This is a genomic window from Bacteroides sp. MSSM.1001136sp1_RTP21357st2_D2_RTP21359_211015 (assembly GCF_040913205.1).
In the GTDB taxonomy this organism is placed as follows: domain Bacteria; phylum Bacteroidota; class Bacteroidia; order Bacteroidales; family Bacteroidaceae; genus Bacteroides; species Bacteroides ovatus.
Genome location: NZ_JBDFVF010000020.1, coordinates 18485 through 38973 on the forward strand (window position 1 = coordinate 18485; position 20489 = coordinate 38973).

The 20489-nt window shown below is 42.8% G+C and carries 15 protein-coding genes and 1 tRNA gene; 6 read left to right on the forward strand and 10 right to left on the reverse strand.

The features are described 5' to 3' along the window. Window positions 1-136: 136 nt before the first annotated feature. Window positions 137-1156: a phenylalanine--tRNA ligase subunit alpha gene (gene pheS, locus AB5217_RS13845; protein ID WP_004300862.1), complete on the reverse strand. Its 1020-nt coding sequence runs from the start codon at window positions 1154-1156 to the stop codon at window positions 137-139. 120 nt (window positions 1157-1276) lie between these two features. On the opposite strand from pheS, the gene AB5217_RS13850 reads away from it, so the two are divergent. The 3 genes from AB5217_RS13850 to AB5217_RS13860 all read left to right on the forward strand — a co-directional run bounded on the left by AB5217_RS13850 (window position 1277) and on the right by AB5217_RS13860 (window position 4391). After that, window positions 1277-2293 carry an energy transducer TonB gene (locus AB5217_RS13850; protein WP_004300861.1) on the forward strand — a complete coding sequence of 339 codons (1017 nt, stop codon included), beginning with the start codon at window positions 1277-1279 and terminating at the stop codon, window positions 2291-2293. Between the two features lie 890 nt (window positions 2294-3183). Beyond that, entirely contained in the window at window positions 3184-4050 is an 867-nt protein-coding gene (locus AB5217_RS13855) for a hypothetical protein (RefSeq protein WP_004300860.1), read from the forward strand. Window positions 4051-4178: 128 nt separating this feature from the next. Further along, window positions 4179-4391, forward strand: coding sequence for a hypothetical protein (locus AB5217_RS13860; protein WP_004321504.1), 213 nt, complete (start codon window positions 4179-4181; stop codon window positions 4389-4391). Between the two features lie 73 nt (window positions 4392-4464). On the opposite strand, the gene AB5217_RS13865 is transcribed toward AB5217_RS13860, so the two are convergent. The 9 genes from AB5217_RS13865 to AB5217_RS13905 all read right to left on the reverse strand — a co-directional run bounded on the left by AB5217_RS13865 (window position 4465) and on the right by AB5217_RS13905 (window position 17430). Continuing rightward, window positions 4465-5034, reverse strand: a complete 570-nt coding sequence (locus AB5217_RS13865; protein WP_004321502.1) for a PepSY-associated TM helix domain-containing protein — start codon at window positions 5032-5034, stop codon at window positions 4465-4467. A 21-nt stretch (window positions 5035-5055) separates the two neighbouring features. Continuing rightward, a complete protein-coding gene (locus tag AB5217_RS13870) occupies window positions 5056-7263 on the reverse strand; it encodes a S46 family peptidase (RefSeq protein WP_032845008.1) in 2208 nt (735 codons plus the stop codon). Then, window positions 7260-9449: a zinc-dependent metalloprotease gene (locus AB5217_RS13875; RefSeq protein ID WP_032854252.1), complete on the reverse strand. Its 2190-nt coding sequence runs from the start codon at window positions 9447-9449 to the stop codon at window positions 7260-7262. The genes AB5217_RS13870 and AB5217_RS13875 overlap by 4 nt, the downstream gene beginning before the upstream one ends. Before the next feature lie 44 nt (window positions 9450-9493). Beyond that, on the reverse strand, window positions 9494-11059 hold the full coding sequence (locus tag AB5217_RS13880) for a DUF6850 family outer membrane beta-barrel protein (RefSeq protein ID WP_004300855.1): 1566 nt from the start codon (window positions 11057-11059) through the stop codon (window positions 9494-9496). Window positions 11060-11152: 93 nt separating this feature from the next. Further along, window positions 11153-12340 (reverse strand): DUF4876 domain-containing protein, encoded by a 1188-nt coding sequence (locus AB5217_RS13885; protein WP_004327000.1) that lies wholly within the window; start codon window positions 12338-12340, stop codon window positions 11153-11155. Between the two features lie 8 nt (window positions 12341-12348). Further along, window positions 12349-15327, reverse strand: coding sequence for a TonB-dependent receptor (locus AB5217_RS13890; RefSeq protein ID WP_080598077.1), 2979 nt, complete (start codon window positions 15325-15327; stop codon window positions 12349-12351). Between the two features lie 23 nt (window positions 15328-15350). Next, on the reverse strand, window positions 15351-16421 hold the full coding sequence (locus AB5217_RS13895; protein ID WP_004326998.1) for a FecR family protein: 1071 nt from the start codon (window positions 16419-16421) through the stop codon (window positions 15351-15353). A gap of 79 nt (window positions 16422-16500) precedes the next feature. Further along, the gene (locus tag AB5217_RS13900) at window positions 16501-17073 is read right to left on the reverse strand and encodes a sigma-70 family RNA polymerase sigma factor (protein WP_004321495.1); all 573 of its coding nucleotides are present in this window, start codon (window positions 17071-17073) and stop codon (window positions 16501-16503) included. A gap of 283 nt (window positions 17074-17356) precedes the next feature. Beyond that, window positions 17357-17430: transfer RNA gene (locus tag AB5217_RS13905), tRNA-Ala, on the reverse strand. Between the two features lie 116 nt (window positions 17431-17546). On the opposite strand from AB5217_RS13905, the gene AB5217_RS13910 reads away from it, so the two are divergent. Genes AB5217_RS13910 through pulA form a run of 3 tightly spaced genes read left to right on the forward strand, consistent with a single transcriptional unit; the run spans window position 17547 to window position 20470 of the window. Further along, entirely contained in the window at window positions 17547-17849 is a 303-nt protein-coding gene (locus AB5217_RS13910) for a DUF4286 family protein (protein ID WP_032844683.1), read from the forward strand. Further along, a complete protein-coding gene (ruvC, locus tag AB5217_RS13915; RefSeq protein WP_004300848.1) occupies window positions 17846-18412 on the forward strand; it encodes a crossover junction endodeoxyribonuclease RuvC in 567 nt (188 codons plus the stop codon). The genes AB5217_RS13910 and ruvC overlap by 4 nt, the downstream gene beginning before the upstream one ends. A 51-nt stretch (window positions 18413-18463) precedes the next feature. Continuing rightward, complete coding sequence (gene pulA, locus AB5217_RS13920) at window positions 18464-20470, forward strand: type I pullulanase (RefSeq protein WP_032844681.1); 2007 nt, start codon at window positions 18464-18466, stop codon at window positions 20468-20470. Window positions 20471-20489: the final 19 nt, after the last annotated feature.

Below are 20489 nucleotides of genomic sequence, written 5' to 3' on the forward strand. Positions count from 1 at the left end.
TTCAATCGACCGATTCGCATTGATTGGAAACCAACGCCGTTGGCCTGATTGGTCTGTTGATGAATATGCCAATGTCCCGATCACCGTCCGACGGTTTCATTGGGAACATTGGCATACTGGTAAATTTAGCACATTATTAATATGCCGCTTCGAATTCTTTTAGGAAGCGTGTATCGTTTTCAGAGAACATACGGAGGTCTTTCACCTGATATTTCAGGTTTGTGATACGCTCGATACCCATACCGAGGGCATAACCGCTGTATATTTTGCTGTCTATACCATTTGATTCAAGTACGTTCGGGTCTACCATACCGCAACCGAGGATTTCTACCCAGCCGGTGTGTTTACAGAACGGACATCCTTTACCGCCGCAGATATTACAGCTGATATCCATTTCCGCACTTGGTTCGGTAAACGGGAAGTAAGACGGACGCAGACGGATCTTTGTATCAGCACCGAACATTTCTTTGGCGAAGAGCAGCAATACCTGCTTCAAGTCGGTGAATGATACGTTTTTATCTACATACAGCGCTTCTACCTGATGGAAGAAACAGTGTGCGCGATAGCTGATAGCTTCGTTACGATATACACGTCCCGGACAGATGATGCGGATAGGAGGCTGTGAAGTTTCCATCACACGAGTCTGTACAGAAGAAGTATGTGTACGCAATACTACGTCCGGGTGAGCTTCGATAAAGAAAGTATCCTGCATATCGCGTGCCGGATGGTCTTCGGCAAAGTTCAGTGCCGAGAACACGTGCCAGTCATCTTCAATTTCCGGACCTTCGGCAATGCTGAATCCCAGACGGGCAAAGATATCAATGATTTCGTTCTTTACAATGGTGAGCGGGTGGCGTGTACCGAGTTCTACAGGATAAGCCGAACGCGTCAAATCCAGTCCGTCACAATCGTTGTCCTGACTTTCAAACATTTCTTTCAGCGCGTTGATTTTGTCTTGCGCTTTTGTTTTCAGTTCATTCAGTCTCATGCCGACTTCTTTTTTCTGTTCGGCAGCTACATTACGGAAATCTGCCATTAAGTCGTTAATGGCTCCCTTCTTACTTAGGTATTTGATGCGGAGAGCTTCGAGTTCTTCGGCATTGGAGGCGTGTAAGGCTTCCACCTCTTTCAGAAGTTGTTCAATCTTAGCTATCATATTTTTGATGTATTGTTATTCAGTTTCTTAGTAAAAACCGTGCAAAGATATAATTTTATCACGAACCATCGAAATAATTTGTATCTTTGTTGCCGATATGTACCGAAAATCCGGCAACTTATGAAAAAGATTGTTTTCTGTCTTCTGCTTTTAACCTTTTCTTTTCGCCTTGCGGCCCAGATTGACTATTTGGAGCCGGTGAAACCTTTTTCCACTTATACAGGCGAGTTAGGCGAATATTATCGTAGTGTGTTTTCTTTACTTAATACGGGCTTCCAGAAACAGCCTTATGCGCGTTTTGCAGCTATCCCTTCCTTTTCGCCGGAGTATGCAATGTCGGTAGAGAAGAGGAACGGACGTTATACCCTGGTTTCGAACACATTATCGCGTACTTATTGGCAGGCAGAGAAGGGGACGGTGACGGTGGATACTAAATCGGTTGTCATTAGTGCTTCCCTATATCAGTCTTTAGGGGCTATCTTTCGTTTGGTGACAGAGCAGGTACAGGATTTGGACGGTTCTACGGCTGGTTTGGATGGAATTGTTTATTTTTTCTCTTCTACGGATGCTAAAGGTAAAGAGCAGATGGGACGTAAATGGTCGCCGGAAAAGGGAACGTTGATGGAACGTCTCGTGTTGGTTTGTCAGTCGGCTTATATGTTATCCCGAGGGGAAAATATTTCTGAACAGACGTTGGCAGTGGAGGCTGCTGCTTTATTAAAAGCATTGCAACAGCGCACCAAGGAAGAGCCGGATGCTTATAAGCGGCCGATGTATATCGGAATTTATCCGGTGGGTCCCCGTTCAAAGACACTTTCCGGAAGACAGGTGGAGGAACCTGCTCATTTCTCTGCGATGACTCCGGAAGAATATATTGCCAGTGAAATGGTTTATCCGTCAGGGCTTTTGGAGAAGAATGTTTCGGGTTATGCTTTGTGTGAGTTTACTATTGATAAAGAAGGGGTTATCCTTCGTCCTCATATTCTACGTTCCACTCATCCGGAATTTGCAGAGGAGGCTCTCCGCATTGTCAAAGGAATGCCGAAATGGTCACCTGCATTGGTGGGAGGAAAGCCGGCGGATAGTAATTACACTCTTTATGTTCCTTTCCGTCCGCAACTCTATCGGAATAAATAAGCAACTTTGCATCTAAAGTCCGATTAATAAAAAAGAAATATTGCATTTATAAGTTGAACTTATACTCTCTCCAATAAATAAAAAAAATAAATTTGCTGTCATCTGTCACAGATTGTAACTTAACTGTTTGATTATGAAAAGTTAATGGCGTGACAGCAGCATGGTGATAGCACTGTGACGGCAATAATGCTGTCACTGCAAAGCTAAGAAGAGATAAACGCACTGCAAAGACGGTATGGTAGAGATGCATACCCAAATCAAGTAAAAATCACAGATGAAGTTTCATTGCCTGAATAGTATTAACCACAGGCAGATAAGCTATTTTATTTATTACCCCTGTACTTACGGGGCGGGACCTGCCTTGTAACCGATAGTTTCAAGCCTTGAAACTATTGGTTTTGCGGTTCGAAACTACAGTTTCATCGCTTTGAAACTTTAGTTTCTCTTGCTTGGAACTATTAGTTTCTTACTGATGAAACTATAGTTTCACACTGATGGAACTTTAGTTTCTCACCGATGAAACTATTCTCCCGTGTAGTTGTTTACTTATTTGTCTTATATAAAATTCTATTGTAACTAAAAAGCTTGTCATTTATTATCTTTCTTTTCAGAAAAAAGAAGTATATTTGCAATCAAGGACCGGACCTTTGACAGCCGGACTTGTATTTATAGGACATTTAATTTATCTAACAGGAAACTAGCAATTTTCAAACAGATGATAAATCAAATGTCCGTGCCAAGCTTATATCCCTATCGATATATAAGTTCTGGTGCGGGCATACTGTATTTTCATCTGTCGGTTTTGCTAGTACCGCTGTTGGGAAATATATGTATCGTTCGCACCTTTTTTATATCCGGTTGCGACGTATACATCTAAAAACAAACGAGTTATGGCAACAAAACAATGGATTGGTATTGAAGAAGCGGCAACCAAGTATCAGGTATCTACCAGACGTATTATTACTTGGTGTAAAAGGCAAGAGATTATTTATTCAGAAGTCGGCGATTATCTAATGCTTGATGAAAACAGTCTGACGGATTGTCTTGAACGAAATATTCGGTTCAGTCTTTCCGAAGAAGAACACAAACGCCGGATGGATGAGAAGATGAAGGAAAATGAAGAGGAATTTTTTCTACTTCAATCGCTGAAAGAGTTGACCCCATTGATCCGGTTAATAATAAAAGAGCTTGCCGGAATGATAAGGAATGATGAAAGACGACAACTATTTCTTTATACCGTCTTACAAGGAAATATTAAGGATTTTAGTGTCCGGAAACATATGAAATATCGTCAAGCACAGAAGGCATTTGAGGGACTTGTACAGGAAATAAAATCTCAAGCGGGATTCCTTAGGACTTATAAGGAAGAAAATATCCGTCTTAGAGCAACAGTACGGATGTATGAAATGAAATCCCGCCAAAATGGCTTTGATAATGATATGCTCATGAGAGAGGCGGAAGAAACGAATCCGGAAATTTTTATTCCCGAAGATATAAAAGCGGCAAAGGCTTTACTTGATACTCCTATCACAGAATTGAAATTCGATATTCGGTCGCAGCGGATCATTTCTGAAGCTGATATAAAAACACTCCGGGAACTGCTACAAATCACTTCTCAATATGGGTTTAGGAAGTTGCGTGATATGTTACGGAATTTCGGGCTGGTTTCACAAAAGAAAGTGGAAAAACGCTTGAAAGAGCTGAATGTACTGGACGTTGCCGGCAACTGCAATTTATATAGGTATCTGGATGAATGACACAGATTGGGCTGGAGTGTTTCTTTGATAGTATAATAACATGGCTGATTTCTTCAAAAATCATTAAAATAGAAAACTTTTCTTCGTTTGTATTGTCTTATAGCCATAAACTTTTAAAACGAAAACTTATGGATGATATGATTAACAGGCATGATTCGATAGCCGAGGAAAATATCGAGCCGAATGGTCGTCCGGCTAAGGACCAGTTTGAAGAATGGAGCGGCGAGGTTGCCGACCGTGCCGATGACGTATTCAAGAATGACAAGAAAGACGGTCCTATTAAAAACCGTGAGAAACGTATAAAAGAAATGGACGAAGTGATTAAAAAGGACCTTGAATAAAGGTCCTTTTTTGTTTTCTGCGATACGGAAAGAAAGTACAGAAAGATGCATACGGATGAATAAAAATAAGAAATTATACTATCATCCAGTAAATCAATATAGGTATTAAAATTCCTATTATCGTTAGAATTCCGCCGATGCCCCACAATCCCTTTTTCCCGGGAACAATCAGTAACCCGGTGATGAGCAAAATAAACATGAGTAAGAGGAATGCATCGGAGGTTATTGTCCATAAAGAACCCGGATTGCGATGTAGCTTATTCAATGCGGTTAGGAAAGCAGGACGATGCATTTCTTTAATAAATGCTTGCTGGCTGGTTGCATCCAACTTGATTACCAATTGTTCTTTGCCAAAGATGGTCAGTTTGTTTTTACTGAGGCTGAAACGGTTATACAGGTCGGGATTGCATGAGAGATCGGAGATAATCTTTCGTGCATCGGCTTCTGTAAAATCGTCTTTATTGGCAGGGAGCTGGAATATATAGTCCACCGTACGTTCCTTTTTCTGATTCATGAATGTAAATTCTTTCCGGTGGTTGAGCAGGAAGCCGGAAAGGAGATAGACAAACAGGATGCCTGCACAAATGAAAGATACATAACGGTGCGTTAAACGTAAGTATTTGAGCGTTTTGGGAGATAACATTTTTATATAGAATTTACTAAGTTAGTGAATGTCCAATTCGTCTAATATGTATTGGGAACGTGAATATTGCTCCAAAGTCCATAACACATAGCGGATATCTACTGCGATGTTACGACTTTTCTCATTTCCTACAGTTTCGTAGTCGGAACTAAGTCCCTGCCAGATACGGTCGAAGTTGATACCCACCACTTCTCCTTTGGCATTCAATACCGGACTGCCCGAACTACCAGAAGTGGTATGTGCATCTGTCAGGAAACAACAGGTGGGTGTCACTTTCTGGCTAAAGTAGTTACTGGGTTGGCGGTGTTCGATGAGTTTGACGAAACGTGCCGGCAGATTGAAGTCCTTGTTTCCGGCATAAAGGCGATGACGGCTGAGCATTCCGTCAACAGTTGTAAATGGAGTATAGATGACTCCTTCGCTGGGAACGGCTGCCTTTACTTTTCCCGTAGAATAACGCAGGGTGCGGTTGGCGTCAAATGCAATTTGTGTCCCCTTGTTCTTTTCAGCGTATGCTTGCAGATACAAAGAGTAGAGTTTCATGTTTTTATTCTGATACGCTTGTTTCAAACGGTTTATTTTTTCTACATACACCAGATAGAAACCGAGTGACAACTGATACAGCCCATCTTGTGACAGTGCAGCTGTTCCTTGTGTCGGTACACTGTCTAGAAGTGCGAGCATACTTTCTTGATTACGCAGGGGGGAATGATCGTACAGGCTGTCTATATAGGCAGAAAGATGTTGAGGGTAATGCTTTTCTACCTTTTTCAATGCTGTGGAGTAGAAAATAGAATCTACGTGTTCCAGATAATAAGCCAACATCTTTTTCATGATATATTTGTCGTCTTCAGGTCTGAAATCACGATAGAATGCTACGGTAAGCGGTTTCAGTTTGCGGATTTCTCCTTTCATGGCAGTCTTTACATTCTTGCTTTTTCTTTGTTCCATTTGCACCAGTTTTTCAAATTTTCCGGCAAAAGGAATGACGTTGGCACCATAAAGTGCGACTTCGCGAAACATCTGGTCTGTGAAGTTCAGTTGGGTAAGACGTTCGTAGTTTGCTTTCATATCATCGAGCAATGTTGCCCCGTAGCGTTGCGTACGGGTGTCATCAGACAGAATCCATCCTGTCATCGCCTGTTCCTCCTGCTGTTTCCGGGCAATGATGCCGGATTCTTTCACACCACTGATCTCACCAATTGATTTTAGATAGACATTAGCAGCACTTCCGGCCTTAATGTTATAGTAGGAATAAAGCGAGTCGGCAGCCGTTTCTTTACGTTGTGTGTAGAAGTCGAGCTTGATTTTGGCAATATCTGCTTCTGCTTGCGTGTCTTTGAATACAATTTTCTCAAGGGCGAACGAAGGGACATATTGTCTTGTTTGTGCAGGATATCCGGCAACCATCACAAAATCATCGGGTTTCACTCCTTTGGTAGAGATAGACAAATGAGCGTCGGGTTGATAGGGGCGGTTCTGCTTGTTGTAGGCTGCCGGTTGGTTTTTATCGTTGGCATAAACGCGCAAGATAGCGAAATCGGCGGAGTAACGGGGCCATTGCCAGTTGTCTGTGTCGCCTCCGAATTTCCCTATCGAGATGGGGGGAGCGGCTACGATACGCACATCCTTGAAGCAGCGGAAGACAGCCAGGATGTATTGTCTGCCACCAAATAAGGAGTAGATTTTTCCTTCTACACCACGACCTTTGGCTTGGGATTTGACAATTTTATTCCCGTTCTCGTTGATCTTTTGGGTAAGTGCCTGATCGGTAAGATTTCCGGTATCTTGTGTGATTTCTGTCGTTACGTCTTTGATAGTGATTAATTGATTGACCTGTAAGTTCGGAAGATAAGTCTCTTCGCTGCGTTGGGTAGCCCAGCAGCCATGCTTCACGTAATCGTGGTTTGCATCGGAGATATGTTCGAGATAACGTGCGACACAGTGGAAGTTGGTCAATACCAGTCCTTCACCGGAGATGAAAGAGGCACTGGCAGAGGGAGAAAATGTACTGTTGTCATAACTTAATGAAAGGATAGCATTCGACAGACACGACTGGTTGATGTCGTAAATATCTTTTTCACTAAGGCGCAATCCCTGTTTTTTCATTGCCTGGTGTACTTTTCCTTGTATTTGAGTAGGCAGCCAGAAGCCTCCATCGGCATGCACGGGCTGTATGCACAACAGGCAGAAGAGGTAGAAGGCGGAAATAATGGTAGTTAGCTTCATTGTATTTTGTTTTTTAAATAATTATTCCAGGTAGAAGGATTAGTTGTTAACTGTTCGCGGATGCGGGTAAGATGCTCGCTGACCGTAGGGGAGAAGAGTACACTGAAAGAGGAGGTACGTGCTTCTGTTAGCAATGATTGCAAGGTCTGGAGATAGCTTTCCTGCAAATGTCGTGTGAATATGTCCGGTGTCTTGTCCGTAAAAAGATAGTTGGCAGAGACTTCCAGATAATGGGCGTAGGTAAATCCTGCTGGTGTTTCGTTCGAAGAGATTCGTTCGGCAATGATTCTGCCAAACATCTTTTCAATAATTGTCTTTTGTGCTTTTATGATGGCTTCGGTTGGGTTGCCGGCATATTTGCATACGGCATCCGTCCGTAGGAAGTTGTATCCGCCAAGCAGTTCTTTCCAAAGAAATTCGACAGCTTTTCCGGATACTTCATCGGAGAAACCAATAAAAGGAATCACACGTTCCAGATGGTCGAAATAGGCTTGCTGCAAATCGGTATAGGTGGCGGGCATCTCCTCAAACGGGTTATCTGTCAGACGTTTTTTGTTCCATTCCGGCAATTGCGTCAATATTTGTTGAAGGTTGCGGATTCCGTAGGTTGCCGATGCGACGGGGTCATTACCGAGATCGGAGGTTTGAACGGTAGGATCAGTGGGGATGGTGCTCGGTGCCATGCGTCCGCAATGATACATGGGGTCGTTTTGTTTTTCATCTATCCATCCGGCTACAGTTCGGGTGTTCTCGCGGGAGAGATAGGCGTATCCGATACGGATGGCGTATCGGTCGTATACTCCCAACAGGGGAGGTAATACGTAACGGACGCCGTCTCCCGGTTGGGCGACATAATTGAACCGGGCATAATCCATGATGGACGGGGTGGTGCCGTAACGTTCTGTAAATTCCGGACGACGCAGGTCTTCTGTATTATAGGCATACGAGGCTTTGAAATTATGTTCCAGTCCGAGGCAGTGACCTATCTCATGGGCGGCGGCGTAACGGATTAATTGTGCCGTTATGTCATCCGGTAGTGTTTTCGTGCGTGCCGCAGGATGGTAGGCTGATGTTTGCAGGAAATACCATTTGCGTAGCAGGGCTATGACATTACTGTGAAACAATACGTCTGCTTGCAGAATTTCTCCTGAACGCGGGTCTACCCAGTGTTTTCCCATTGCGTTCGGGAAATCGCTGACTACATATCGGAAACAGTTGAAACGTATATCGTTCGGATCGAACTCCGGTCCGGCTTCGGCGTATGTCTTTGCTTGCATAACTTCTTTAAAGCCAATCTCTTCGAATGCTTTGTTCCAATCCAGTATTCCTTTGCGTATGGCTTTTTTCCAAAGAGGAGGGAAGGCATCGTCTATATAAAAAACGATGGGTTGTTGAGGCTTCACTTGTTTGCCTTGCAAATAACTGCGTACATCTTTAGGAGAGGGGACAATCCGGAAGCGGGTGATGTAGTTTTCCGCTGCGATTGAGGGAGTATCGAAGTTGAATTTCCGTTTAGGGATATTGTCATATCCTACCCGGGCATCGTGTATACGTGGTTGCATGGGTTGCTCTGGCAGTAGTAACAGCGATTTCCGTATCGTAGTGAGGAAAGGTTGGGTGGTTCCTTCAAAACCATACTGTACGCTGACTTCCAGGTTCTTTTCGTGGACGTCTACCTGAAGTATTTTATTGAGTTGGGGCAGGGAACGTCCTGGTGACGTTTTCCCTCCAAAAGGGTCTACACCTTCTATGGGCTCACTAAGAAATTTGCTCCAGTTTACAACAATCGAGCTGTCTGTCTCCTGTTCTATTTTCCAGGATTCCGCTATGGGAGTGATAGCATTGCGCGCATAGGCTGGATACGAGAGATGAGTTGTATCCTCGCATAAGTTCTTGGAGTCGGGACGTAATAAATATAACTGTTCTTTGTCATATTTCAAACGTATCCATACCGGATCATAAAGTCGCTGGCCTGCATAAAGTTTAACTTTATTATTGGGAGAACTGACGGTCATCACACGGGCTGCTAACAGAAAATCCCGGTTTATCAACCGTTTGGGTATTTCTACAAAACATCCTTTGGTGTTTTGCCGGATGTGAAACATGGGGGCAGAGTTACCCCAAAGGAGGGTGGGAAAGAGCAGCAGGAGTAGCAACCGAAGTTTGTTATTGGCAATTCTCATCATGATTGGTGTAAATTTTCTGGTTGGTTTTTGTGAGGTGAGGAAGGTTAATGGTACAATCCGAGACTTATTCCGAACATTTTGGAATCGGTTTTCTTGTCGGTCTTCAGATATGCTCCTGTGGCTTTGACGAACCACACGTTGGTGTGTTTCTTTATAGTTACAGGCATTTGATATTGTATTTGCAGTTTTCCGTGCGCATACGATGCTCCATAATAGGTCATGTCGGGTAAAAGCACACTTTGGGCGTATTCAGTGGACGGATCGTTGAGTGACAGGTCCGATGATAGCGAAATGTGATATCCGGCTTCTGCTTCTATCCATAATGAACGGTTGTTTTTGCGCAGGAATGAATATCCGCCCTCCATGCAGATAGTTGCCTGTCGGACTGTAAGCGATGAAGACGGAAGATTGTATTGATCTTCTACCGATTGGAAATAGGCGCGTGCGCCTGCGTAGGCTGTGGCTTCTCCAGTGTGATGATTACTCCACAACAGGCGGTAGTGCAGATTGGCATTGAGTAAATCGACGGTGTAACGTTCGTCGTACGTGAGAAGTGTGTTCCAGTAGGAAGATTCGATACCTGTTACCGGATCTTTTTCTATTATTTTTTCCTGACGGTATTCGTCGGCTTTTCCGGTCTGATAGTTAATGGAAATGTCGATGATGTGTTCTGTGCGTCCGGATTTGATCCGGTTCATAGAAAGCAGGTTGTAGGTGGTGGTGTGATATTTTCCCGGTGAATATTTGATGTCTCCCCATACGTCTTCGTTGCCTTTGGCGTATGAAAGGGTGGTAAGTGTTTGAATCCGTTCGTTTTTATATTGATAAGACAATTCACCGCCAAATTCATGGTTGACGAATTCACGTTCAAAACCGGAGTAACCACCAGTGGTACCATCAGTATTTTCCATTCCGGTGAAGGTGTAGTATTTGAGGTTCGGATCGGTTTGTACGGTGGTGATGTTAGGGATTTTTTCTTTTCTGCGATGGTAATAACCGCTAAGACCCAGCGAGTGTTTGTTCCACGTGTAGGTGACGGCAGGAGTCAGTTGATAGTCTGCCAGATTGGTGCGTGAACGGGGGTCTTTCAGTCGGGAAAGATCTCCTACTTTATAATCCAGTCGTGCGCCGAAAGTGAAGTTTTTGATAGGCAGAGTGGCTAACGCTGCCGAGAGGTCGAAGTTCTGGAAGTCGTACTTTCCTTTGATGGAGCTTCCTGAAAAGTAAGGATTGGAGTGGTGGCTACGCAATACGTCGCTCCATGAACGGTTGAATTGCCGTCCCATGTCAAAGGTAAAACGCCCGTATCCGTAGAGATATTTCCCAATTTTTTGGTATCGTTCCGAAGTGAACAATAATTTGTTTTGCTCATCACCGTCCTGAACCCGATAGTGTGTGCCTTGCTGATGAGAGAATTCGAAATAACTGATTCCCCGGTTGGTCAGCGTATCCAAAGAGAGCCCGGCAGGATTCAGGGTACGTCTCCATAACTGGGTAGCATCGGCGTACTCGTATTTTTCTTTTGTCTGTAATTCGATATCTTGGGCATGTATGCACAGTGCAGTTACCATCAGACCGGTAAAGAGTATATATCGATGGTTCATCATCATTTCTGAATTGGTTTAATTATTTCGTGAAGTAGTTGAAGAGAGACTGTACCGGAAGGTTATATGTTCTTGGGGCACAGTCTCTTTTATTTTCTATTATTTGTATTCCCTCGGTTTGATTTCAGCTGATACGGCAAAGTCATTACTGCTGTTATTGGTATCAGCAAGAATGGTGCGCCCGTTTTCTGTCTTGGCTGTTTTGCGGTAGACTACTTCTCCGGTATATCCGGTGGTAGCCTCCGTGTATTGATAGCCTGCATCAATGTAGTTGTAAAGACGTTTGGAATTTTTATCTACTCCCGTACTTTTGTTTTTCAAACATTCTACACCATCCATTATGTATTTTACAGGGGTTTTGACAAACTTGCTTCCTTTATCTTTACCGTCAACGTATACAGTTTCCCATGAGGTTACATCTTCATCCGTACTGAATAATACAACAGAACAGGGACCACCTTGTACCAGATTCATATTACTGATTGTGGGAAATGTTGTATATATCAGTTCTACAGCCGGGGTTGCAGGATTGTTGGTTGTTTTCCCTTGCGTATCTTTAGCTTCAAAGTCGGCTTTGGATAAATCTACTTCATTATTTCCTGTATGGTCGATGGCACTATTGGCAACGATTATCGAGGCTCCCGGTGCAACTTCTGTGACTCCATTAGATGGGAAACGGTAAATCTGCTTTAGGTAAATATATTCCGGTGTGGAGCCAAGCGTATATGCAGGAGTACTTTCCGACTCTACCAGTCCGAAATAAAGTCCGGCTATATCAACGGTTTGGTCCGAGTTATTAAAGAACTCAATGTACTTTCCTGCCAGATAATTTTTATTATTGTTGTCTTTGGTTCCTGCATAGTAAACTTTGCTGATAACAATTGATTGTTTGGCAGAAATACTTGTTTGAAGTTCGATGGTTGTTGACGAGCCGACAGTATATTTCAATAGACTGCCGGAAATCACATAATTTTCATTTTGCGGATCGTTGCCTGTCATTTCTTCATATTCTTCTGCAGTGATTTCGCAGGAAGTAGAGATGTCATACAAATCGGGAATCACTCCTTCGAAAGTGGCTATACCTTTTTCGTTTGTAATGGCAGTGTATTTACCCATTGTAACAGTGTGCCCTGTATATAGAATGTCGGACTTGAATCCTTCGGGCATGGATACTTTCACTTGTACGGTCAATGCTTGTGTGGCATTGTCGTCAGAGGAACATGCAGCCATGATAACTGTGACAGCCGCAAACATCATTTTTGTAATAAAAGAAATTGTTCTATTCATATTGTGATTTATAAATTAAAGAATAATTCGACACCAAAACTGAAATTACCTGTATTACGCTGTACTAGCGTGTTGGAGGTAGAGTTTTTGAGAAAAGGTTCGTAAAAGAGTATGTTGTTGGCATAGAATGAAATGCCGCCTATATTGCCCAGCTCCTTGGTGAGGCGTCCCGCCATTAACCATGTAATAGGGGCTTTGCTTGGCACATTGTCTTTAGGATTCTTGCGTTGGCTTTTCAATGATACCCCTTTTATTTTGTAGTTCTCATCTGCCAGCATATCTGCTGTTATTTCATGATAAGAGAGGTCTGTGTCTATCCATCCGATGGGGTCCATCGGAGGATTGTTGCTCTTGGAATAATTGTACCAGATGGCTTGTGTTGAGAACGAAGCTACCATACGCAGTGCCGGGATATTGGTCACAATCCGCAGAGTGTTCGTAAAGCGGCGGTAAGTGCTATAGTTTAGCCCGGATGGATATACAATTTTGAATGGAATGGTATTGGTTACCTGATATTCAGTAGGTAGATCGGTAGGATTGCTACTGTTGATGTCTGTAGAGTAAGTCTTGGATTCCATATATGCTCCTGACAGATAGAATGAAGTGTGCAGTGCCGGAATCTCGCCGAAGTCAAAGTCCATTTCTATCCCTTTATTGATAGAGACATTCGTGTTTCCTATTTTACCGGTCGTACTGAGTACAAGGTCCGTGCGTTCTGGATTATCCCAATCTATTTTTGTGGCTTGTCCAGGAGTGATAATCAGTCCTTTTTCCGCAGAATAATAGTTGGCTGTATACGTAAAATATTCTGTGGCCGATCCGAATCCGTTAGCGGTTTTATCATGATAACCGATGAGGCTTAATTTATGCTTGTCCGATAACTTTATGTCGAACCCTGCCTCCCATTTGCGATTGGTCGCATTCTTCAATCCTTTAGTTCGTTGCACGTTGTACACTTGGGTGTGGTACATTAATATTTGTCCGACTTTGTCGTCTTGAGGCATATAATTGGCAGCTACACGGTCGATGTACTTTTTGTCGGGATAGAGATAATCCAAACCGGGAGTTTTTGAGTTGAGTCCGAATCCTCCACGGATATTTAGCCATTTGTTGACGGAGAACGAAGCATTTACACGGGGAGAGAAAGAAAAGGTTGCTTCATCCGCCCACGGCTGTAAAGTGGTGAAACGTCCGCCTAACTGTATTTTCAGAAATCTGTTTTCTGATATATCCCAACGGAAGTTATCTTCTATGTAAGCGGCCATCTGATGGATGCTCGGAATATCGGAGAAAGGACGGGGACGTCCGTTACTGTTGGGTTGCAATGGGTAACGGTCGTCATCATTATAATATCCGCGGGCATTATTCCAGTCGTAGTGGTATTCCACTCCCATTTTGAAGTTCTGATATGTTTTCTTTGATTTTACGAAGAACGTGTTGCTGACTTTGGCATATACATTTCCGGGACGGCTAAGGGAACCTCCGCTTGCCTGATAGGAGCTTTGCTCGAAAGGCACATTATAATACCCTGTTTCTGTGGCAGTAAGTATCGGTAGCAACCCGGACGAATTGGCAACAATGGCGCTCTTTTCCATCTCTGTTTGAGTATAGCTGACACCTAATGTGTAATTAACAGTACGTGAGAATGGTTTATTAATTGATAGTTTGCCATTATGGCTTAGTGAGAACAGCTGGTTGCGATTCTTTTGAAAAGTGCCGTCGTCGATGGCATCCGGGTCTTTTCCATTCCAGTCTTTACCCATCATGTAACGTACCTTTGTGTCTGTATGCCAGATACGTGAAAAATCTTTGCTGTATCCCAAGCTAAAGGTGTAACGGTCGAATGACTTTGTTTTCTGGCGTGGATCTCCCCATGCTTGTGCATAGTCGAGATTGAAATTCAGGATACCGGCATCTTTGTTTAAACGCAATCCTTTACCGAGCGAGTAATTCATTGTTCCGGGATTTATCTTTCCCTTGATCTGCCAGGGTGTTTGTCCGATTTTGGAATGAACAACTACAAGTCCGGAGGTTAAATCACCGTATTCGGCAGAAGGAATACCACGGATTATTTCTACGGATTCAATATCGTCCGCGCTAATTTGGCGTAAGTCTGTTCCGACAAATGCGGTACTTGAAAATCCTCCTTGCGATAGTGTACCATTGTTGGACATGGGAACTCCGTCCATTATGATACTCGAACCGAAGGCATTGGTGTTATTGTTAACAAGAGTACGGAGCTGCACATTGGAACGGGACGTTAAATCTGTATTTTTCATTAAGTGTCCCGGTATGAGTTGCATCACGTCATCAAGGCTCATAGCCTGTAAATGGTCTATCGCTTGTCTGCCTATAATGGAGCTGGTAGATTCTCCGGCCGCATTTTGTTTTGCTACCACTACTACCTCTTTCAAAGCTAGCGAAGTGGGAGACATGCGGATCGTCAGATCCAGGTTTTGTTCAACGTTGATTTCCCGTTGCACAGTCTCGAAGCCTACATACGAAATATTTAATATGTATTTTCCTGTGGGGACGTTTTTTAGTACTGCCTTTCCCTCCATGTCGGTTGCGGCATAAGCTCCTAGCGGATTGAGAATGCAGGTTGCCATTGGTAGCGGCTGTTTGTTTCCCCTTTCCAATAACAGGATATGGATGTCATGAGTGGTGGTTTGCTTTTGAGCAGGATAGAGTAGAATAACGGATTCATTGATTTCGTACGTCAGTCCTATTTGCTTGCAAAGGTTGTTGAGTAAAGTGTTCAATGATGTCCCTTGCGGATAATTGAGTGTTACAGTCTGTTGGCTATTAATATTCTTCTCTTCATAGACAAAATGTACATTGGCAGCTTGCCGAATCTGGGTCAGTGCGGTACGTACCGGGATATTCCGTACTGATATGACCACATTTTGGTTTTGTGCCGATACATTGGCGGCAAACAGGATAATGGCTACTGTTTGCATCATCCGGATTAAAAGATATTTTTTCATATTTGAACAACGCTTTTTCCTGTTTAATATTGGGGACGGTTCTCTGTTATCTCAATAACATTTCCCTTCTGTCTGAAGTGTACATTAGAAACTTTGGATAATATATCTACTGCTTTTTGTAATGGTTGGTCGCGGAAGATGACTCCTGCAAACTTTCGTTCACGCAATTGCGGGTCGGTAAAGGTTATGTTGACGTTATACCAGCGCGAAAGTTGTTGCACAATAGTTTCCAGTGACGTATCGGTATATTCGTATATACCGTTTGCCCAGGAAGTATATTCCTGTACCTGAACTGTTTGTGTATTAATTGTTTTTGATTGTATGACAGCTTGTTCACCGGGTGAAAGAGATTTTTGTTCTGTCCCTTTCTTTTCCTCGCAGTATACTTTTACGGCTCCTTCTTCCAAGGTTACGGTAGTTTGATTCTTCTCGTAAGTATTGACATTAAACCGTGTTCCTACTACTTCTACTATACCGTACGGGGTATGTACAATGAAAGGATGGAGCGTATCTTTGGCAACTTCAAAGAGAGCTTCTCCTGTGAGGTAGACTTCTCTTTTATTACCGGTAAAAGAAACGGGATAAGTAAGACGGCTTTCGGCATTGGCGTGTACGCGTGTACCGTCTGAAAGCACGAGTTTATATTCTCCTCCTCTGGGTACATTTAAAATATGCTTTTCTGCATTCTTTTGTATACTCGTTTGAGTGTCGTATCTTAATTCTTTTTCTGTATTTTGAGCAACTTGCATGCCGTTTGCATTGAATATGGATTTATCTTGCGACAGCAGGTCGTAAGATTCTCCGTTATTTACAAACAGGGTTGCTTTCTGTTCCCCTCTGTGTGCAAATAGAGATTGGTCATATTCTGTGAGTGTGTAAAAACTGAAAGCTGCTATTAACAGGCAGGCAGCGGCAGTGCTGCTCCAATAGGTGTACATTCGTATCCGTTTACGGTGGCGGATGCGTTGCTGGATTGATTCCCATGCTTGTGCTTCATCGCATTGTGCCGCAAATTCATTTACCCGTTTCAACCGGTACCAGTTGAGCAAAGTAATCAGATTTTTCTCCGTTTTATTATGATCTTCTTGATTCATCTTTTCTCTCGTTTTATTATATGATCCGGAATTGTGTAAAATGGGTGTCAAAAACGAGAGACTTTTTTTCTTGGAAGATTTATGAAAGGTTTATCAAGAATAAAGATACTAGAAGTAATTTCTCGTTTTTACGCAGTTTCTTCATCGCTCTGGCAAGATAAGTCTTTAATGTATTGACGCTGATATGCAGTTCACTGGCTACTGCTTTATAGCTTTTGTTTTCAATAACGACACCATAGAGTGCTTTCTTTTCTTGTTCGGGCAATGCTGCTAAAGCTTTTTCCAACTCCTTTTCTTTTTGTTCACGTTCATTCTCTTCAAGGCTTTCACATATATATAGGTATTCTTCTTCGTTGAGAAGAATATCGCTGGAGTCTATCTTTTCTCGTTTTTCAATGAATTTCAGTGATGCATTGCGAATACAGAGATAGGCATATCCTTTCAGATTGTCAGTAATGGTTTTATAGAGCTTCTTTTCCCAAAATGAAATAAAAAAACTTTGAACGATATCTTCGGATTCGGAAAAGTCATCCGTAATCTGTACTGCATACATACATAAACGGATATAGTAACGCTGAAAGAAAAGGTTGAAGGCCCTCTCTTTATCCGTACTGAATAGACTTACTAATTCTTTATCCGTTAAATGATTCATTTTTATAATAGAATTATGCAATGCAAAATAACATAAAAATCTTAAGATATAATACTTCTTGTTTATGTTTTTATGATAAAACGTCATTGAAATACCTATTTGTAGGTATTCGATATCTTTTTGAAAGTGTAGATGTTCAGTCGGAAATGCAGCTGTAAGGCCGGAAACATGGGAGATTTAGGCGTTTTTTTCTATGAGTTTTTCTTTTGAAGGGAATAGAGGGATGGAATAGTTATAAAAAAAGAAAAAAGAGTTCTGTTTTAGAACCCTTCTGCGATGTTTGTGGAGCGTATCGGACTCGAACCGATCACCTTAACACTGCCAGTGTTACGCTCTAGCCAGATGAGCTAACGCCCCTTTTTTGTCTTATATGATAACGTTTGTAAACGAATCTTTTTTTGTTGCCGCAAATATAATGCATTATTCTGAAATAATTGCTATGTTTGCGGTAAATAATAGTATGAAATTAAGATATGCTGATTTATAATACAACTTTTCAAGTGGACGAGGATGTTCACGACAATTTCATGATTTGGATAAAAGAAAGTTATATCCCTGAAGTACAGAAACACGGTGCGTTGAAGGCACCCCGCATTTGCCGGATATTAAGTCACCGGGAAGAAGGAAGTGCGTATTCTTTGCAATGGGAGGTGGAAAGCAGCGGGTTACTGCATCGTTGGCATTTGGAACAGGGAGTACGTTTGAATGACGAACTGGCAAAAATATTTAAAGATAAAGTGATCGGATTTCCGACCCTGATGGAGGTGATAGAGTGATTCAACCGGTAAAAGAAAAGATAATCCTGGGGATTGACCCCGGTACGACAATCATGGGATACGGTGTTCTAAGAGTGAAAGGAACCAAGCCTGAAATGATTGCGATGGGGATTATCGACTTGCGTAAATTTGCCAACCACTATCTGAAACTTCGCCATATCCATGAACGGGTATTGAGTATTATTGAAAGTTATCTGCCTGATGAGCTGGCTATTGAAGCGCCTTTCTTCGGTAAAAATGTACAATCGATGTTGAAGTTGGGCCGTGCACAGGGGGTAGCGATGGCAGTGGCGTTGAGCCGGGACATTCCGATTACGGAATATGCTCCTTTGAAGATAAAGATGGCTATCACCGGAAACGGGCAGGCATCAAAAGAACAGGTAGCGGATATGTTGCAGCGGATGTTGCGCTTTCCAAAAGAGGATATGCCTACTTTTATGGATGCAACAGACGGATTGGCGGCAGCCTATTGTCATTTCCTGCAAATGGGGCGGCCGACCATGGAAAAAGGTTATAATAGCTGGAAGGATTTTATAGCGAAGAATCCAGATAAGGTGAAGTAAAGCGACTGATTATAGGGATAGATATAAAGGAAATATCTAGGGGAGGTTTAAATGAAGATGGGAAGTAATTATTTAGCAATATTAGGGGTGACTACAGTGACAACAGTAATGAGCTGCTCCCCTGCGAAAAAGGAATATGCTTCTTTTGAGCTGTATCCGGTTCGTACGGGAAGTCTTACGGAAATGGAATATACGCCGTTGGCAACCAAATTTTATCTTTGGTCACCAACTGCAGAAGAAGTACGCCTGATGCTATATGATGCCGGTGAAGGCGGACATGCTTATGAAACAGTAAAGATGGAGCCCACAGAAGATGGAACCTGGACAACTTCAGTAGATGAGAACCTGCTTGGCAAATTCTATGCCTTCAATGTAAAAATCAATGATAAATGGCAGGGAGACACGCCGGGAATCAATGCCCATGCTGTCGGAGTGAATGGGAAACGTGCTGCCATTATTGACTGGAAGACTACAAATCCCGAGGGATGGGAGAGTGACAGACGTCCTTCTCTGAAATCTCCTGCTGATATGATTATCTATGAAATGCATCATCGTGACTTCTCGGTTGATTCTACTTCGGGAATTAAGAATAAAGGTAAATACCTCGCATTGACTGAACACGGGACCATGAATTCAGATAAGTTATTGACCGGTATCGATCACTTGATAGAACTGGGAGTGACACATGTACATCTTCTTCCTTCTTCTGATTATGCTTCTATCGACGAAACAAAACTGGAAGAAAACCACTATAACTGGGGATATGATCCGGCGAATTATAATGTGCCGGATGGCTCTTATTCAACTGATCCTTATCAACCTGCCACTCGTGTGAAAGAGTTCAAACAAATGGTACAAGCACTGCATAGAGCTGGTATCCGTGTGATAATGGATATGGTTTATAATCATACTTTTAATACCGTTGAAAGTAATTTTGAGCGTACTGTTCCCGGTTATTTTTATCGTCAGAAAGAAGACGGGACATTGGCAAATGGTTCCGGATGCGGTAATGAGACGGCAAGTGAACGCCCTATGATGCGCAAGTTTATGATAGAGTCTGTTCTTTATTGGATAAAAGAATATCATATTGATGGTTTCCGTTTTGACTTGATGGGAGTGCATGATATTGAAACCATGAATGAGATCCGGAAAGCGGTGAACAAGGTTGATCCTACCATTTGTATTTATGGAGAAGGTTGGGCAGCAGACAATCCCCAATATCCGGCAGATTCGTTGGCAATGAAAGGGAATGTTTCCCACATGCCGGGAATTGCCGTATTCTCGGATGAATTGCGTGATGGGCTTTGCGGACCTGTGTGGAAAAAGGAGAAAGGGGCTTTCCTCGCCGGAGTTCCGGGAGCAGAAATGAGTGTTAAATTCGGTATTGTGGGTGCTATTGAGCATCCGCAAGTACGGTGTGATTCTGTTAATTATAGTCAGAAACCGTGGGCGGAGCAGCCTACCCAGATGATTAGCTACGTTTCCTGCCATGACGGTTTGTGCCTTGTTGATCGCTTGAAAGCAAGTATGCCGGGCGCTACTCCCGAGCAACTGGTTCGACTTGATAAGCTTGCGCAGACGGTAGTCTTCACTTCGCAAGGTATTCCTTTTATCTATGCAGGAGAAGAAGTGATGCGCGATAAACAAGGAGTGGACAATAGTTATAAGAGTCCGGATGCAGTCAATGCTATCGATTGGCGACGTAAAACGACGAACGGAGATGTTTTCATGTATTATAAGCGACTCATAGATCTGCGTAAGTCCCATCCCGCTTTCCGTATGGGAGATGCGGAAAAGGTTCGGAAGCATCTGGAGTTTCTTCCGGTGGAAGGACAAAACCTGATTGCATTCCGCCTGAAGGATCATGCGAACGGAGATAGTTGGGAAGATATTATCGTGGCGTTTAATTCTCGTATGACTCCTGCGCGTTTGGAAGTGCCTGTTGGTAAATATACAGTGGTATGCAAAGATGGTGTGATAGATGTGCGTGGATTAGGTACGCAGATCGGACCGGAAGTAATTATTCCCGGACAGTCTGCATTGATTATGTATAAGTAGCTTTAGTCATTATTTGTCA

Coding starts and splice junctions, on each gene's coding strand:
- AB5217_RS13910 (WP_032844683.1), top strand. CDS start 17,547: ATGCTGATTTATAATACAACTTTTCAAGTGGACGAGGATGTTCACGAC.
- pheS (WP_004300862.1), bottom strand. CDS start 1,156: ATGATAGCTAAGATTGAACAACTTCTGAAAGAGGTGGAAGCCTTACAC.
- AB5217_RS13900 (WP_004321495.1), bottom strand. CDS start 17,073: ATGAATCATTTAACGGATAAAGAATTAGTAAGTCTATTCAGTACGGAT.
- AB5217_RS13875 (WP_032854252.1), bottom strand. CDS start 9,449: ATGATGAGAATTGCCAATAACAAACTTCGGTTGCTACTCCTGCTGCTC.
- AB5217_RS13855 (WP_004300860.1), top strand. CDS start 3,184: ATGGCAACAAAACAATGGATTGGTATTGAAGAAGCGGCAACCAAGTAT.
- AB5217_RS13860 (WP_004321504.1), top strand. CDS start 4,179: ATGGATGATATGATTAACAGGCATGATTCGATAGCCGAGGAAAATATC.
- AB5217_RS13850 (WP_004300861.1), top strand. CDS start 1,277: ATGAAAAAGATTGTTTTCTGTCTTCTGCTTTTAACCTTTTCTTTTCGC.
- AB5217_RS13890 (WP_080598077.1), bottom strand. CDS start 15,327: ATGAAAAAATATCTTTTAATCCGGATGATGCAAACAGTAGCCATTATC.
- AB5217_RS13865 (WP_004321502.1), bottom strand. CDS start 5,034: ATGTTATCTCCCAAAACGCTCAAATACTTACGTTTAACGCACCGTTAT.
- AB5217_RS13885 (WP_004327000.1), bottom strand. CDS start 12,340: ATGAATAGAACAATTTCTTTTATTACAAAAATGATGTTTGCGGCTGTC.
- AB5217_RS13870 (WP_032845008.1), bottom strand. CDS start 7,263: ATGAAGCTAACTACCATTATTTCCGCCTTCTACCTCTTCTGCCTGTTG.
- AB5217_RS13880 (WP_004300855.1), bottom strand. CDS start 11,059: ATGATGATGAACCATCGATATATACTCTTTACCGGTCTGATGGTAACT.
- pulA (WP_032844681.1), top strand. CDS start 18,464: ATGAAGATGGGAAGTAATTATTTAGCAATATTAGGGGTGACTACAGTG.
- AB5217_RS13895 (WP_004326998.1), bottom strand. CDS start 16,421: ATGAATCAAGAAGATCATAATAAAACGGAGAAAAATCTGATTACTTTG.